This is a genomic window from uncultured Metabacillus sp., from assembly GCF_947503125.1.
Lineage (GTDB): Bacteria > Bacillota > Bacilli > Bacillales > Bacillaceae > Metabacillus.
Genome location: NZ_CANNCR010000041.1, coordinates 1 through 17,252, shown reverse-complemented (window position 1 = coordinate 17,252; position 17,252 = coordinate 1). Strand labels below are relative to the sequence as shown.

Here is a 17,252-nt window from a genome sequence, read left to right as displayed (position 1 = left end):
ATCACCTCCTTAAATTGCTGTTCCTTTCCTAAGAGAATTCTGCTTATTCTTTTACTGCACCAGCAGTTAAACCGCTGATTATAAACTTTTGTAAAGAAATTGATATGAGAACGATAGGAATTGTGGCGGTTATTGCAGCTGCTGTCATTTGTCCCCAATTTAATGAATGGACACCTTGAAATTGTGATATTGCAACAGGTACAGTCCTCGCGTTATCTGAAGAAGTAAAAATTAAAGCAAATAAGAATTCATTCCATGATAAGGTGAAAGCTATGATCCCTACTGTTAATATTCCTGGTAAAGAAAGAGGTAAAATAATTTGTGTAATGACTTTAAAAATCCCACATCCATCCATAATCGCTACTTCTTCAAGAGCATGCGGAATTGTTCTAAAGAATCCCGTCAATATCCAAACCACTAATGGAGTGAAATATGCAACATAAGGTAAAATAAGGGCAAAATATGTATCGATCGCACCTATTTCTTTTAAGAAACTAAATAATGGACTGATAATAAAAATTCCAGGAAAAATAGTGATGAATAGAACTAGCATAAATAATAAATTTTGAAATTTAAATTTTAAACGGGCAAATGCGTAAGCCGCTGGGACGCCAATTATTATACAAATCAAGGCAGTTGATCCCGAAACTATTAAACTATTAATAATATTTGTCAAAAAAACGCTTTCTGTTATAACCTGGATATAATTATCCAAGTAGATTTTTTCGGGGAATATTTTCACAGTATAAATTTCATTCTGTTGTTTCAATGATGTTAAAATGGTCCATAAATACGGTAATACATTTATTACCACAATCATGCCTAAAGCTATCCAGAATAACAGACCATGTCTATTCTTCATTACCTTTCCTCCCGACACTTTTTCTAGATTAGATATTTCTATTATTAACTGTTTACTTGTTTATTCATGTTCCGACCATAAATGAAAATTAATATACCGATGATCGTTACTCCTATAACAGCCATCGCTCCACCTAAACCGAAGTCAAGATATTGGAAGAATACCTTATAATTGTATAATGTGAAAATTTCCGTCGCTTCCCCAGGTCCACCGCCTGTCATAACATAAATAATATCGATGACATTTATCGTTTGAAGTGTTGTAAAGATTAATCCCATTAAAATAAATGGCTTTATTAAAGGAAGAGTTATATAGTAATACTTTTTTAAAGGACTGGCACCATCTATGTCAGCACTCTCATATAAATCTTTAGAAATGGTTTGTAATCCTGAGACAATAATTAAAGTCAATAATGGAGTAGTTTTCCAAACATTTGTTAAAATAACACTCCCCATTGCATACTCAGATGTTACAAGCCAAGGAATATTCCGCTCAATTGCACCTAGTGAGATTAATATGTGATTAATGATTCCAAAGTCCGTTTCAAACATAAATTTCCATGATTGTGCAGCAACTACTGGTGCAACAGCCCAAGGCAAAAGAATTGTTGCACGAAAAATTGATCTCCCTTTAAAAGTCTGGTTAGCTAATTGAGCTGTAATCAGGGCTAGAATCAACATCCCCAAGACACTTCCAGCAATATAAATTAAGCTTGTAACTAAAGATGATATAAATCTTTCATCCTGGAATAAAGTGATATAATTCTCTAATCCTATAAAAGTAGCTTTTTCTTCTTGGTTTGTTAACCGATATGATTGAAAGCTATATATGATTGTAGTTAACAAGGGAATAAAAACGACAACTATGATCATAGTAAAAACGGGTATTAATAATAGATAAGGCAAATATTTATTTTTCAGTGAAGACTTCCCTTTTAATCTTTTTCTATGTAATCTTGCTATATTGGAACTATTTGGTGCATTAGTAACAGGTGCATTTTTCATTTTTGTTAACCTCCTTTAAAATATAAAATAGGTACCCTTTATGAATCCGCTTACAAATAAACTATTAAATAAGAGGGATATCCTCTTTATTTATGAGAATAAACTGAATCTCTTTCAACTAGTTGGCAATCCAATAAATATTTCTTTTGAATGACGTTATGCTTTTTCCTAATTTGATCTAGAATATCCATTGCCATTTTCCCCATTTCTTCTAATGGCAAAGACATAGTGGTTAATTTCGGAGAAAGATAACCGCTTAATTCCCTGTTATCAAATCCCAAAACTGATATATCAACCGGCACTCGAAAGCGACTGTCATTTATTGCTTGAATTGCACCAGCAGCCATTAAATCATTCATCGCAATTATCGCAGTAGGTTTGATCTCTTGACTTAACAAATCCTGCGTCATTCGGTACCCGGATTCATATTGCCAATCCCCTGTTTTGACAAATTGAGGGTTAAACATCAGCAGATGCTCACTTAATGCCTTTTGGTATCCACGTAAGCGTGCATATGTTGATGTCGAATTAATTAATCCACTAATCAATCCAATTTGGCTGTGTCCCTTATCTATTAGATATTTTGTTAATTGATAGGAACCTCCTTCATCATCATAATTTACGGAATAGTCATTTTTATTTCTGGTATAACAGTAAGTGTATACAATTGGTATTTTTGAATCAGATATTAGATCGGTAATATCTCTTGGATGAATCCCAATGTAAATAATCCCTTCTACTTGGCTTTTTACTAATTGTCTATACAATGGCATTGCAAGTTCCTTACATTTACTTATATCCGGAAACTGATTCCCGTTTTTTGAGAAAAGACCCATATTCGTTAATAAAATGGATAACCTTTTTTCTTCCGCTGCTGCATGAATGCCTTTTATAATCTCAGGTGCATTAAAAACCGAAATATCCTCTACAATAACCCCAATTGAATCAGTCTTATTTAATTTAAGATTTTTGGCAATCTCATTTGGTTGATAATTAAATTCTTCAATAATATTAATAATCTTTTTACGTGTTTCCTCTCCTACACGCCCTCTATGATTTATTACATTTGATACTGTAGCTGTTGAAACATTCGCTTTTTCTGCTATATCTTTTATATTTATCTTAAATCTCACCTTTCTTTATTAGATTAAACGATTAATCTTATTAGTCGTTTAACCTTTTATTAAATGCTAAGCCATTAAAATAAATATAACTTCTTCTGAAGTAATTCCATTGTATTTTTATGATAAAACGATTAATCTAACAGTAGTTTCCTATAGGACCCGGAATTGTCACCTTAAACATCTTCCAAGCCCTCACCCACTTTCAAGAAAATTTACATTTCATAAATCCAGACTCGCATTTCCCCTTTTGCACGATTACACCAAGCATAATAAGGAATAGCGGTTATTTTTTGAGGAATCATCTTCTCCTGTCGAGGACTATAAAGCTCACCTGATGGTTCCACTCGATATCCGTCAACAGTTAGTGTGACAACTCCATTTAAGAGATCTGGTTCATACTGGCTGATGATCTCGCTTTGCTTAGGAAGACGAATCGCGGCAAGATTCGAACCGTTATCCACTTCTTCAATACAATAAACAATCGGACCGCGCTGCAGGGCCGTTTGGCATTGATTCATTGACACAAGCGGATTGCTACGCATCCTCATAATCGGCATGTCTAATTCAAGCGTAACGGTATCACCTGATTGCCATACCCGGTCTATCACTAAATAACCCTTTACTAACTCTTTAACAGATACCGTTTGACCATTCACTTTAGCTGAAGCCGTTTGACACCAGCCAGGTATTCTTAATGCCAGCTTGAACTGTACCGGTTCCTCCACCTTCACCGTAACACCAATATCACCTTCCCAAGGATAGTTATGGGCCTGTGTCAGCTCAACATGATGACCAGACAAAACGGTCTGAGCTTTGCCGGCAATATATAAATGAGTATATAAAGCATCTTCTGTTTGCGTATAAACATTGTCCTCAACAGAAGCAATCATTCGCGCTAAATTCGGCGGACAGCAAGCACAGAAAAACCATTTTTGACGTTCTGTCTTTACGTGCTCCTGATCTTTCCTGACTTTTTGGAATGGATTTACCTCTAAAGGATTGACATAGAAAAATCGCTTGCCGTCCAAATCCATGCCGCTTAATGTACCGTTATAAATCGCGCGCTCAAGCACATCGGCATATTTCCGGTTCGGATCCAGTCGAAGCATCCGGTTTGCCCAGAAAGCTAAACCGACTGATGCACAAGTTTCACAATACATACTATCGTTTGGCAGATCATGATTGCATGTAAAAGCCTCTCCATTGACTGCAGATCCAATCCCTGCGGTAATATACATTTTATGTTTGATGACATTATCCCAAAGAATTTCACACGTTTTTTTTAACGACTCATCACCATTTTTCGCTGCTAAATCCGCCATTGCTATATACAGATACATAGCTCTGACCGCATGACCTACAGCTTCTTTTTGTTGTCTCACTGGCTTATGTGCCTGTTGATACTCATACCCCAAACCAAAGTTGACATTTTCTTCATCATTCCAAGTTGGTGCTTTCTCAATCGTCTTCCTTTTTTCCATTTCCTCTGAAAAATAAATCGGCTCCTGGCCGCGCTGTTCAATAAAATATTGTGCGAGCTTTATATATTTCTGATTATTTGTTACATCATAAAGCTTCACTAACGCCAACTCAATTTCTTCGTGGCCGGGATAACCCTTCATTTTCCCTTCCTCTGTCCCAAATACCGAATCAATTAAATTGACATACTTTTCAATAATGTGCAGAAACTCTTTTTTCCCTGTTGTTTCATAGTAAGCGACGGCTGCTTCGATAAAATGGCCGGCACAATACAATTCATGATTGTCCCGCAAATTGGTCCAGCGATTGTTTGGCTCTTTTAGCATATAATACGTATTTAAATATCCATCCTCTGCCTGTGCTCTTCCTAATAATGCAATGACTTCATCCGCTTTTTTCTCTAACTCATTGTTTGGAAAATCACGTAAACTATATGCAACGGTTTCTAACCATTTCGCTACATCGCTGTCTTGAAAAACCATTCCATAATACTCGCCGGTGGACTCGCCGGCTGCTATGCGGAAATTTTCGATTGCATGACTTGGTTCTGTATCTGGCAGTTCATCATTTAATGCTTTCCATTGGTATGGAATAACTTCGTTAGCAACAATGCTTTTATATTTTTTCCAAAATCGATCTTCAACTATTACTTGCTTGACTGGAGTTGTGATATTAACCGATGATTTAATCGTCATTAAGTGCCTCGTCCCTTTCTAAAAAAATATCAAAATTTATATTTTTCAAATCCACTTTTATTCTATTCATTAAAGCGGTATCATTGTTATTAACCTTGGTTTAACAACGTTTACAACAGCTATTTTAGCACCAAAATATAAGCGGATAAATATCGATTTTGAACGTAAATTTATAAAATTTCACACTAAAGGATGAAGAATGAAATGACTGAAACTGCCTTTCTATCGTTTCTTGTACCCCCTTTTCCTTACTTTATTGAGGGGAATCAAACTACCTATAAAAAAGGACAATGGCACCCAAACCGTTATAACTTAAGGTACTTTGATGTCATCATTATGAAAGAAGGGTATCTATATTTAGGAGAAGAGGACAAAAAATGGAGGTTGTCACCTGGAGAAGTACTTATACTGGAACCAAATAAACATCATTTTCCAATTGAACCATCTGCAAATGACACCGTTTTTTACTGGTTTCACTTTCAGACAAAGGACAAATGGTGTGTCCAAAAGGAGCAAAAATCCTTGGATCCAGATCAGCAAGTCCCGACCTTGCACTACTACTCTGAAAACAACACGATTCATTTGCCAAAATATCAAAAGCTGGTTAACCCAAATGAGCTATACAATTTGTTAAATTTACTTTTAGAATCAACGGTTAAAGCCCGTTCGCTGGCTTTTTGGGAAACGCAGCAAATTTTCATGAAGGTTCTGCAAAGCCTGGAGTACAATCAAAACAATCAAAGCAGTACCGTTCAGCTGGCCGAGCAGATTGAAATCTATTTAAAACAAAACTATAAAGAACCCATTACCAATAAAAGCTTAGCAACCCATTTTCATGTTCATGAAAACTATTTGGCACGGTGCATGAAGCAGGCTTTTGATTGCACACCGCTAGAATATCTAGCCATTTATAGGATTGAACAGAGCCGGCTCCTGCTTTTAAAAACCGATTGGCCCTTACACGTTATTTCAGAAGAAATCGGCTTTTCGCGCTTAAGCTATTTCTCACAATGCTTTAAAACTAAATATGGCCTATCTCCAGCGAACTATCGCAAACAATATTGGAAACAAAATGAAAGTCCTTCCTAGGATAAATAGAAACAAATCCGCCTTTTATTTCTATAAAAAGCTCTTTAAAGATTTTTTATTCGTATAAAAGGCGTTTCACTAACAATCCATGTTTCATTTATACTTTGATAAGTTTGTTAAACATTTTCAGAGGAGACAAGTTTTATCTACCATTTGGCTACCTTTATTTACTTATAGATCATCTTCTTCCTCTAGAAAGATAGTTGGGATATTGAACAATTTTCAGTGCAATGAAGCTTACAATATAAAGTCAATTTAATCCACCTAATCTTATTTTTTAACTACCGACAATAATGGCCTTTTTTTGTATACTGTTCATGTAAACGCTTTACCAATAACGATTGGAGGATAAATAATGTTAGATGTATTAAGTGATAGAGAAATTGTTGAAAAGGATATTGAAGCTTTGTATCTAGGAAACTTAAAAACAGTAGAATTTGATATAAAACTTCCTACTAAAGGAAAATTTGGATCAAAGATTTCTTGGCGTTCAAGAGATGATCGCTGGATTGATGGAACAGGTAGCATTCGTCGACCAGAATATGGTAAGGGAGACCGAATTGTTCCTATAACCGCAACTTTTTCATATGGTGAAGTCTCTATGGATAAGGTTTATGAAGTTAATATTTTAGAAGAAGAAAATAAAATTCAATTGGAGAAAGTTTTTCCAATTGTTCTTGAAAAGAAAGTAAATGAAGAATTTTACCTTCCGTCAGCAGTAGCCATTCAAACAAAAAGCGGCGATGTAATTGCACACTCAATTACGTGGAACGAAGAAGAGAGAAAAAGATATGATGATATAGGTGAAAAAGCTGTTTATGGAAGATTAACTGATACAAACTATGGAATAAAAGCAACAATTAATATTAAAAGAAATATTGATATTCATCAGGACAAATCCACTAAAGTAACTAGTATTTCAACTACTAAAGTTCGATTGAAAGAGAACACACTTTTCAAGAAGGCTCAGGACCGGCGTTTAGCATTTCTACTTTCTGTTAATGACGATCAGATGCTTTATAACTTTAGAAAAACTTCCGGTTTGGATACGAAAGGTGCTCCTGAAATGATTGGGTGGGATTCACCAGATAGTTTACTTAGAGGACACACTACAGGGCATTATCTATCTGCACTCGCCTTATGTTATGCTGCAACGGATAATAAAACTATATTTGGAAAACTAACCTATATGATTTCTGAGCTTAATAAAGCTCAGTTGGCATTTGAAGCAAATGGAAACTATGGATACGGATTTCTCAGTGGCTATTCCGAAGAACAATTCGATCTTTTGGAAAAATATACACGTTACCCTGAAATTTGGGCTCCTTATTATACACTGCATAAAATATTTGCTGGTTTATTAGATAGTTACAATATAGCCAAAATTGATTTAGCATTAACCATTGCTGATAAACTTGGGGATTGGGTATACAATCGTCTAAGTGTATTACCAAACAAACAATTGAAAAAAATGTGGGGCATGTATATTGCTGGTGAATTGGGTGGAATGAATGAATCACTGGCTGAATTATACATGTATACCAAAAAAGAAAAGCATATTAAGGCAGCAAAACTATTTGACAATGATCGATTATTCTTCCCTATGGAACAAAAGATTGATGCATTAGGTTCACTGCATGCCAATCAACACATTCCGCAGGTGATCGGTGCAATGAGAATTTTTGATGCCACAAAAGAGAAAAAATACTACGAAATCTCTCGTTTTTTTTGGGAATCCGTTGTAAACGCACATATTTATTCAATTGGCGGAACCGGCGAGGGGGAAATGTTTAAACAGCCTTATCAAATTGGGGCAAATATTTCCGACAATACTGCAGAAACCTGTGCTTCCTATAATATGCTAAAATTAACAAAAAATCTTTATGAATATGAAAATAATGTAAGATTTATGGATTATTATGAAAGAACAATGTTCAATCATATCCTTTCAAGTACAGATCATGAATGTAAAGGAGCAAGCACGTATTTCATGCCTACCCGTCCAGGCAGTCAAAAAGGATATGATGTTCAAAATTCTTGCTGTCATGGTACAGGATTGGAGAATCATTTCAAATATACGGAAGCTTTATATTTTTCTGATGAAGAATCCCTGTATGTGAATTTGTTTGTCTCTTCTGAAATTAACGATGAGAAAAACGGCATACAAATAGAGCAAAAAGTTCATAACCCATTTTCAGGATCACTTGAATTGGATATAAAAAAATTGAGGAAAAATGCGTTAAAAATACGCTTACCTTATTGGCATAAGGGTGCTGTGAAAATTTTGGTTAATAAATCGGAATATAATGCAAAAGAACTAGCTGGATACTTAGTAATTGAAAAACAGTGGTTTAAAGGTGATAAAGTATCTATCCAATTTTCTCCAACCTTGAGACTTGAATCTACACCCGATAAGAAAAACATTGTTTCTATTGCCTATGGGCCATATATTTTAGCAGCCATTTCGAATCAGGAGAATTATTTAGAATTACCAATAAGCGAAGAGAATCTTCATGAAAAAATTATAAGAATTGGGGGGACGGATCATTTTATGTATGAAGCAGAACAAATTAAATTTGTTCCACTAGCTGAAATAAATCATGAGCACTACCACCTTTATATAAAAACAAAGTAACACTTATATAAAGGATTAAACTCCATATCTCAAGAAGATTTATTCCCCGTTTCTCCTTAAATCTAGAACGGGGAATTTTCTTCATATAATTATTAAGAATCTTAGCCATATTGATCTCAGCGAAACATTTGATTTGAATTTACCACTTTTCAATCAAAGTCATTTTTAATTCTTAAATTTTTTGGGAGTGTTATGTTTAATGATCAAAGCTAATTCTTAAGCTTGTTTACTATCATTATGGAGTTTTTCACAAATTTATTCCAATGCTCTTTCTAGAACTTAGATTCAACTATACTCTTAAAATCTTCAGTTTTACATTCCATAATTTCAGAAGTTAGTACCACCTAAACTCAAATTTTATGAGTACTTCGCGTTAAGATGGGATAAAAGTTAAGAAGGAGAAGCAAGGCCTCCCCTTCTTACTTATCTATTTTTATTTTCTCTAAGAATTCTAATCTTTGCTGCTTGCGGAAATGCTCTTTTACCATATATGCTACACCCTGTTGGTTATTCGATCTTGTGACCCAATCCGCCACGCGCTTTACTTCAAATGGTGCATTCCACATGGCAACACCTAAGCCTGCTGAGGTAATCATACCAATATCATCCTCAGCATCACCAATCGCAACCGTTTTTTCTAAAGGAATTTTTAGATGACTCGCTAATGCACGGAGTCCACTTTCTTTTGAAACACCTATTTTCACAATTTCTAGCTTTTTCGCTTGATGATCTCTCACTTCAATTGAATCAAATGCTTCACTTATTAACCCTGCTGCCTCTTCCTTTTCTTCCTCACTGGAGAAATGTACATCAATTCTCCTTGCAGCTACTGGCTCATCCCGCAGTGAATCACCTAAAGAATCAACAAATTGCACCGGATAAAACATCGAATCAGATGTATTCAAAATGGATTTACTCAGTAAGTTCGATGCGATTTTTTTTCGATTTCCGATTGAAAAGCGCTCATGGGTGATTCTAATATTACATTTAAAATTTTCTAGCACTTGCACAAGATTAAACGTCTGCTCCTCAGAGATACTTTTTTCAAATAAAGGCTTATCAAGATTATCAGAAATAAATGCTCCTCCATGTGTCACTAAAATCGATTCCAGCTTTAATGCTTTTGCAAGTTTTTTGGCAGATTGAAAATGTCTATTCGTTACAAGAGTGACATAGATTCCTTTATCCTTAACATACTCAATCGCTTCTTTCGTTGACGGCTGGAGGCGACCATTCGAACGAAGCAATGTTCCATCAATATTTAGTGCAAGCAACCGATAATGAGTCACTGTGGTTCCCCCTTCTACTGATGTCTTAACCTAATAAGAGGTTATGTCCTTTTTCGCGAAAATAGAACAACAGTAGAGAATATTAGAAAAGCGCAAGCGCCTTGATCAGCCTAGGGCAAATAAGACGCTCATGAATAGAAGGCGTTCTTTGCCTTCAATTCATGAGTGGCTAGACCCTAGAGGGGCCAGGCGCTGGAGCTGGATGTCGTGCGCTTATTCACAGTTTAAGAATTTTATAATTTCCTGGTAAACGATAAAAAACAGAATGGAAAGATCCCATTCTGCTTAAACACCATTTTCTATGTATTTTCCTCGTTTACTGAGCTCCGTACATCTCTTCTAGCGGCTTCATAATAATTTTATTCAAATCTGTTATCACCATGCTTAAGCGCTGCTCGGCAGCCATAAGCTGAGATATTTTTTCATGTTGTTGAACCAATTGAACAGATTTTTGTGCATGTTCGATTTCTTCTTGTGTAATTTCTTCTCCAGTCATTTGCTTTTGCTGAAGGTTTAATTGAATATCACGGAAGTTATCAAACATTTTTCTCGATGATTCATCTGCATTTACTTCATCATAAAGACGTTTTAACTCTTTGAAATCGTTACTTTCACGTAATGCCTTCTCTAAATTGTATGCAACATCATATAAATTATCTGACATATGATGAGCCTCCTTTCTTGTCGCTTAGGAAATTATAAAATTCTTCAATTGTGGATTAGCGCTGCGACATCCAGCTCCGAAGCACAGGATGTGCAAGTGCAGTCAGTGCGACAGGACGTCGCGTTTTTGACTGCCAGCGCCTATCGCCTATCAAACTTCAGATCATCTCCCTACGATAAGTCAACATCGGTTCGCTTCGCTTACCGTGTTTCCTTTATCTCAGTCGATGCTCCTCCAGTTTGTACGGCGATGACCAAGGCGCTTGCGCTTTTGTTCTTTTAACCTATGCAGGCTCTATCTACACTATAACAAACTATTAGCAATATTGCATTTTATGCTTATAGGAACTCCATTCATACCAAAAATTTTTAAACGTTCAATTTATAGCAGTATCACGAAAATTGCTTGTAACCCGCCAATGATCCCGCCTAATAGTGCACCTAAATAGGTAATCATCTTAAATTCCCTTTTCGAAATCGATAAGATCATATCCTCAAGGCGCTAAACAGCAAATGTTTCAACTTGTTCCCGAACGGCACCCTCTGAAATGTCGTCATTAAATAGTTCATAGCCATCTACCTTCCGAAACTTCACCAATTTTGTATAGATATCATACGATGTTTTATAGAATAACTGCCTATGAACATTATGGTGCTTGTCCGTAAGGCGATCAAATGAGGGGTTTTATATGACATACGAAATAATAGAAATGACACCTTTACAACATGCTCCCAGATCTACTTGGTGTGAAATGAGTGAAAAGCTTAGACAGAGATTACATCTTCCTAAAAATCTAACCTCCTTGAAAATTGGGTGTGGAATGCATACTGTCACCTGTCCAATCGTATTTATTAAAGAGGATCACTTTGGATTATCTCTTAGTGAAGATGTGTTAAATAAGCTTTGCTTACCCATACATTCCTTTTCACTTCAAGGAACACTAAAAAATAATCAGCAGCTCCAGCTTGGCCCTGTCATTGGTTTATTAACTGAAATAAAAACGACCGAAGATGGTGTAAGATTTGGATCCATTCATGAATTTTGTAAGGAGCTTGCAGCATATTGTATGAACAAAGGGGTCTTTTTTTATATTTTTTCTTTAACGACATACAACAATCAACAAATTGAAGGATACTATCTCCATGAATCGGAATGGAAAAAAAGCATTGTTCCCTATCCAAACGTCGTACACAATCGAATAAGTTCAAGAAAGCGGGAGCGCTCGAAAGAATTTTTACAGGTTATCTCTGATATCATTGAAAATAATGTTCCCTATTTTAATGAACGGTTTTTAAACAAATGGGAGGTTCATCAAATATTATCTGAATCTGAACATCTGAAGCCTTATTTACCGATGAGCCAATTATATGAGTCGAAATCTTCTTTAGAATATATGCTCACTGTTAATAAAGATATATTTATAAAACCGATAAATGGCAGCCAAGGGAGACGGATTTTTCGAGTCAAGGAAAAGGATGATCAAACCTATTTTCTAGACTTCACCACTTTTTCCGGTGAAATCAACACTGAATTTACAAACCTGCAAAAACTATATTCCGCTCTTTCTCCCCGTCTAAAAAAAGGACGCTTTTTGTTACAAGAAACAATTCAGCTTAATAAATACCAAAATCGTACACTTGATTTTCGTTTCCTTTGCCATAAAAAAGATTTTCATCAATGGAAGGTTACCTCAGCTGTTGCAAGAGTTTCAGAAGATAACCAGTTTGTAGCAAACCTGGCAAGGGGCGGACAGATTTATCCTATTAAATCCGTTTTAAGTGAGTTATATGGGAAAGACGAAAGCCGTCATCTTCGAAAAATGTTAGCTGAGCTTTCTCTTGAAATTGTAAACACTGTATCACTTCATGCCGGCGGAGAATTTGGAGAATTCGGCATTGACCTTGGGCTGGATCCAAAGGGACATCCGTGGATCATTGAGGTAAATACGAAGCCATCAAAATTAGAGAATGATCAAAAAAGCGAAAGAGTTAGACCTTCGGCACGTTCAATTATAAATTATTGCCTATTTCTTTCCCAACTTAACGGACAGTAAAATCCAAGATTCATAAAAGCTACTAAGTTCAGGAATAACTGCCTGTCATTCTAAGGAGAAGGACAGGATATCTAGTCAGACGAAAGCCATAGGGGGTAGAGGTTCAAGCGTGATAAGTCTCAGCACACCCATCAGTGGGATGAAGTACCTTCTCACTGCTGGCAATTTTATGGACTAACTAGTACAGTGAATGGAGTGACCAGTTTGGAACAACTAACATTAGGTTTTTTAGCCATTAATAAAAATCATGAAAATTCATATGCTACTGAAATTGCAAAACGAAGTGAACCATATCAAATTCAATGTGTTCGATTTGAACCTACCTCCATCGACCCTTCCACCTTACTTATAGATGGTGAGAAATTTGATCATCATTTACAAAGCTGGATACAAGCAAAGTTCTCTATCCCAACGTTTATTTATGATCGCTGCTTTTTCAATCAGAAGCAAACTATTCAAAAGAGCAAACCGATAGTGGAATGGCTTAAAAAAAATCCGCAAACAACCTTTTTAGGGATAGGATTACCAGATAAGTGGAAGATTTACAACTTGTTACAAAGCGACCCTATCATTAGCTGCTATCTTCCCAACACAGAGCTCGTGCAGGAGGCTGTTCAAATCATTCACCATTTAAAGTTACATTCTACTTGTCTCTTAAAGCCATTCACTGGTTCTCGAGGTGCCGGGATTGTCGCAGTCAAACAATTATCTGACTCTATTATGATTACCTTCCATAAGGGCCGGGATAAAAAAACAAAACTGTTCGTTTCATTAAAGGAATTTTCAGACTGGTGTGAAAAGCTTATCCAGCAGCAAACTTACCTTCTCCAGCCACTTCTGCCACTTTTAGATAATCAAGGATATCCGTTTGATATACGACTATTCTTGCAAAAAAACCAGCATGGAAAATGGGCCCTTGTTGGCAAAGGGGTTCGTAAAGGATACTACGGCTCCTTTCTTTCAAATTTAAATAGCGGTGGTGAAGCAATCACCTATGAAGAATGGTCCTCCTCCCTGTCAAAAAAGCAAATTGTTTTATTAGAAGATGAGCTTCGCACGATCATCTCGAAATTACCGCCTTTGCTTGAAGAGAAATGCGACCGTTTATTTGAAATCGGGCTTGATATTGGCTATGCGAAGGATGGCTCAGTATGGATCTTAGATATGAATTCAAAGCCAGGCAGGAAAACAATGATAGCTACAAACCCCAAATCAATCGAAAAACTTTATCAAGCACCTCTAGCCTATTGCAGCTATTTGCGAAATCAAGCAGCCATAAAGGAGTCGAACTAAATGAGTACAACATATACCATCCAAATAACGAGCTCCAAAGATGATCGTATACACTTGCCATCAGCTACAATGAAATACGGTCAAATCAATCAACTATCATTCGGATCCAGATCAGTTCCTTGTAAGGTTCTGTATAAGGAAGGTCTTGAGAATCAAATTGTATTACCAATAGAAATAGCAACAGATCTGATGCTGCCGGATAAAGGAAAAATCCATCTTTTTTTCAAAGATGGAAATTTGCACTTAGGGTCCTTAGTAGGGGTTTTCACAGCAGGCTTTACTAAATCCGCCCATCGTCCGCTGGGGGAACGCTCGTTGTTTTTCGCTAAATATTTATCCATGGACCAATCGGTTGGGGTCTTTTCCTTTGTTTTCGGGTCCAACCATATTAATTGGGAGGAAGGCACAATCAATGGATTTACTTACGATACTGATGGATGGAAGCAAGTACTCTTTCCGTTTCCAAACGCGGTTTATGACCGACTCCCAAATCGCCGTGTAGAAAATCATCAAGTATTTAAAATAGTAAAAAAGCGCTTCACAGAGGACTACTCGATTCCGTGGTATAATCCTGGTTTTTTTAATAAATGGATGATCCACAAACTCTTAATTCACGACACAGCAGCAGCTAAATATTTGCCGGCAACCTACCACCCTCCTACGATTAGCAGGATGGAAGAAATGCTTGCTTCTTATCAAAGCATTTATTTAAAGCCGGCAAATAGCAGCTTAGGGAATGGCGTCTATCAGCTTATGTATTCAAGAGAAGATAACCAATACTATTGTAGATATCGCGATGAAAAGCAAACGAATCGTTTAAGAAAATATCCTTCTATTGAACATTTCTTAAAGGTAACGTTTAAAGATGAGCTTTCTCATTATATTGCCCAACAGGGAATTAAGTTGCTGCGTATTGATGGAAAGCCTGTTGATTTTAGGGTCCACACAAATAAGAACGAAGAAGGTATTTGGAAGGTAACGGCAATCGCCGCAAAAATAGCAGGAAAAGGAAGTGTCACGACACATTTAAATAACGGCGGTGTTGTAAAAACACTTGAAGAAATTTATAAGGATGAACAGGAACGGAAAATAGCTCTTCGGAACCTTACAGATGCCTCGATTATTTTAAGTAAAAGCATCGATGACAAAGTTCAAGGATTTGTTGGAGAAATTGGATTTGACTTAGGGATTGATCAAAACGGAAGTGTCTGGATGTTTGAAGCAAACTCGAAGCCGGGAAGATCGATCTTTTGTCATCCCGATCTCAAGGAAGCGGATATCCTTTCCCGTAAAGCATCACTTGAATATGGATTATTTTTATCAAAGAAGGCAATATACAACCCTGAGGAATTGATGTATGAAGAACGCTAGCTATTTTCCGCTTGTTGGGATTCTTTCAAGTCCAGGCAAAACAGAAGACTCATTTCGCGGTAATCTGAAGGTTTTTAAAGCCATTCAAAAGGAACTAACAAAAATTGGCGGTCTGTCGTTTATTTTTACAACTAATGACTTCAACGAACACGATGTGAACGGGTATTTTTATTACGAGCATGCTGACAAATGGGGAAAACGTACTTTCCCCATCCCCGACCTCATCTATAACAAGATTTCGTTTAGGAAAGAAGAGTCATCTGCCCTATTCCTTTCTCTAAAGCAAACCTTTGAAAATGATGGAAAATATTTCTTTAATCCGTGCTTTTTTGATAAATGGGAAGTCTATCTTGCCCTTGTTAAATCAACTACATTAAACGGTTACCTCCCAAAAACATGGATGTTTACGACGATAAATGATGTGCTCGAAAAATTGAATACGTACCACTCCCTTTATGTAAAACCTGTTAATGGTCATAAAGGGCAAGGAGTTTACAAGCTCTCTTATGATGGCACGAGCTATTACATTCACAAAAAAAATCAAACAATCAATTATGTACAGGCTGATTTTGTGCAAGACACTGAAAAACTATTAATGAAAAAGCCCTACCTCCTTCAAAAAGAAATTCAAACCGATACGATAGATGATTGCAAATATGATTTACGAATCCTCTGCCTGTATGAAAAAGGAGTTCACAAAATCATCGGAATTGGTGTTCGAAAAGCGGACGAAAACTCAATTATCACACATGTACCAAATGGCGGAGAAATCATTCCCTTCCAACAGGTCCAAGATCGGTGTTCTGAGGATAAATTAGATTGGCTGGCTGAAACAGTCGGTAGGCAGCTGATAGAGAGGTATGGCTTTGTCGGTGAATTCTCAATGGATGTGGGAATAACACCTCAAGGGGAGCCAATATTATTTGAGGTAAATTCAAAACCAATGATTTTTGATGAGGTCGATATTCAAACGAAACGAATTGAACGAACGGTTAAATTGTTTGCAGATTTAGCAAATAGTACCAGTCAAAACAAGAAGGAGTTTTAAGTTTTTTTGCCGTATTATTTACAAAGAAGGCAAGGAGACCGAACTGCACCATCTTTCGGTTTTCCTGTTAGTTTAGTTGAAATCCCCGGACAACTAACCGCCTTAAGCCGAGCTGTGAAAGGAGCAATATGGTTTGATTACACATTTTCAATATAAACCATTGATAAAACAGGCAAGCTTACCTGGTTGGCGAATTTCCTTTTACTTTAGAGGGATTCATTACGATGGAATATATCATAAAAATGGAAAAATCGAATGGGCAGCAACGACGCCTCCAAAAGAGGAAGAAACGGAAATTCAATCACAGATTCATGAACTCATGCTTTTCCATGTGTACGAATAATGAATGATGAAACCGACTCATGCACAAGCTAACAGAGATGAGGAGGTTGTAAAATGAGAAAAAAGGTTGAAGGTGTCAAACAAGATTTGAACTATGAAGGAAAAGATGAAGTGTATTTAGATATTGACAGAATGATAAATGAAGGACTATCTGGCGGCTCGGTCCATCGAAAAGACGACGGTGCCAATATTGAAGAAGCACGGGACCTTGTAAAAGAGGAACCGCCATATTAAAAAAAGCGCAAGGCGCCTGCCTATCGGCGACAAGCATAAGGCGAACAGGAATAGAAGGTGTACTTTACCT

General features: G+C 36.5%; 14 protein-coding genes and 1 pseudogene. 8 read left to right on the top strand and 7 right to left on the bottom strand.

Annotation, left to right across the window (positions count from 1 at the left end):
- Window positions 1–43: 43 nt before the first annotated feature.
- The 4 genes from Q1B07_RS19690 to Q1B07_RS19675 form a co-directional block, all read right to left on the bottom strand.
- Window positions 44–862, bottom strand: coding sequence for a carbohydrate ABC transporter permease (locus tag Q1B07_RS19690; RefSeq protein ID WP_299093341.1), 819 nt, complete (start codon window positions 860–862; stop codon window positions 44–46).
- Window positions 863–906: 44 nt separating this feature from the next.
- Window positions 907–1,866: a carbohydrate ABC transporter permease gene (locus Q1B07_RS19685; RefSeq protein WP_299093340.1), complete on the bottom strand. Its 960-nt coding sequence runs from the start codon at window positions 1,864–1,866 to the stop codon at window positions 907–909.
- Between the two features lie 86 nt (window positions 1,867–1,952).
- Entirely contained in the window at window positions 1,953–2,999 is a 1,047-nt protein-coding gene (locus tag Q1B07_RS19680) for a LacI family DNA-binding transcriptional regulator (protein ID WP_299093339.1), read from the bottom strand.
- Window positions 3,000–3,202: 203 nt separating this feature from the next.
- Window positions 3,203–5,164 (bottom strand): beta-L-arabinofuranosidase domain-containing protein, encoded by a 1,962-nt coding sequence (locus Q1B07_RS19675; RefSeq protein WP_299093337.1) that lies wholly within the window; start codon window positions 5,162–5,164, stop codon window positions 3,203–3,205.
- Between the two features lie 204 nt (window positions 5,165–5,368).
- Here Q1B07_RS19675 and Q1B07_RS19670 point away from each other — a divergent pair, with 204 nt between their 5' ends.
- Together Q1B07_RS19670 and Q1B07_RS19665 are read left to right on the top strand one after the other, a co-directional pair.
- Window positions 5,369–6,253 carry a helix-turn-helix domain-containing protein gene (locus Q1B07_RS19670; RefSeq protein WP_299093335.1) on the top strand — a complete coding sequence of 295 codons (885 nt, stop codon included), beginning with the start codon at window positions 5,369–5,371 and terminating at the stop codon, window positions 6,251–6,253.
- Between the two features lie 355 nt (window positions 6,254–6,608).
- Window positions 6,609–8,888, top strand: coding sequence for a beta-L-arabinofuranosidase domain-containing protein (locus Q1B07_RS19665; RefSeq protein ID WP_299093333.1), 2,280 nt, complete (start codon window positions 6,609–6,611; stop codon window positions 8,886–8,888).
- Window positions 8,889–9,307: 419 nt separating this feature from the next.
- On the opposite strand, the gene Q1B07_RS19660 is transcribed toward Q1B07_RS19665, so the two are convergent.
- From Q1B07_RS19660 to Q1B07_RS19650, 3 genes and pseudogenes are all read right to left on the bottom strand, one after another.
- Window positions 9,308–10,177, bottom strand: coding sequence for a Cof-type HAD-IIB family hydrolase (locus tag Q1B07_RS19660; protein ID WP_299093332.1), 870 nt, complete (start codon window positions 10,175–10,177; stop codon window positions 9,308–9,310).
- Between the two features lie 316 nt (window positions 10,178–10,493).
- A complete protein-coding gene (locus Q1B07_RS19655; RefSeq protein ID WP_299093331.1) occupies window positions 10,494–10,841 on the bottom strand; it encodes a YlbF family regulator in 348 nt (115 codons plus the stop codon).
- A 381-nt stretch (window positions 10,842–11,222) separates the two neighbouring features.
- Window positions 11,223–11,375, bottom strand: a pseudogene (locus Q1B07_RS19650) (DUF445 family protein); the annotation flags it as partial.
- Between the two features lie 154 nt (window positions 11,376–11,529).
- Between Q1B07_RS19650 and Q1B07_RS19645 the strand changes: the two are divergent.
- The 6 genes from Q1B07_RS19645 (at window position 11,530) to Q1B07_RS19620 (ending at window position 17,182) form a co-directional block, all read left to right on the top strand.
- Window positions 11,530–12,894, top strand: a complete 1,365-nt coding sequence (locus Q1B07_RS19645; RefSeq protein WP_299093330.1) for a YheC/YheD family protein — start codon at window positions 11,530–11,532, stop codon at window positions 12,892–12,894.
- 204 nt (window positions 12,895–13,098) lie between these two features.
- Window positions 13,099–14,187 carry a YheC/YheD family protein gene (locus tag Q1B07_RS19640; protein WP_299093328.1) on the top strand — a complete coding sequence of 363 codons (1,089 nt, stop codon included), beginning with the start codon at window positions 13,099–13,101 and terminating at the stop codon, window positions 14,185–14,187.
- Window positions 14,188–15,558 carry a YheC/YheD family protein gene (locus Q1B07_RS19635; protein WP_299093326.1) on the top strand — a complete coding sequence of 457 codons (1,371 nt, stop codon included), beginning with the start codon at window positions 14,188–14,190 and terminating at the stop codon, window positions 15,556–15,558.
- Window positions 15,545–16,606, top strand: a complete 1,062-nt coding sequence (locus Q1B07_RS19630) for a YheC/YheD family protein (RefSeq protein WP_299093324.1) — start codon at window positions 15,545–15,547, stop codon at window positions 16,604–16,606. Before Q1B07_RS19635 ends, Q1B07_RS19630 begins: the two co-directional genes overlap by 14 nt.
- 133 nt (window positions 16,607–16,739) lie before the next feature.
- On the top strand, window positions 16,740–16,949 hold the full coding sequence (locus Q1B07_RS19625) for a YheE family protein (RefSeq protein WP_299093322.1): 210 nt from the start codon (window positions 16,740–16,742) through the stop codon (window positions 16,947–16,949).
- 53 nt (window positions 16,950–17,002) lie between these two features.
- Window positions 17,003–17,182, top strand: a complete 180-nt coding sequence (locus Q1B07_RS19620; protein WP_299093320.1) for a hypothetical protein — start codon at window positions 17,003–17,005, stop codon at window positions 17,180–17,182.
- Window positions 17,183–17,252 lie beyond the last annotated feature (70 nt).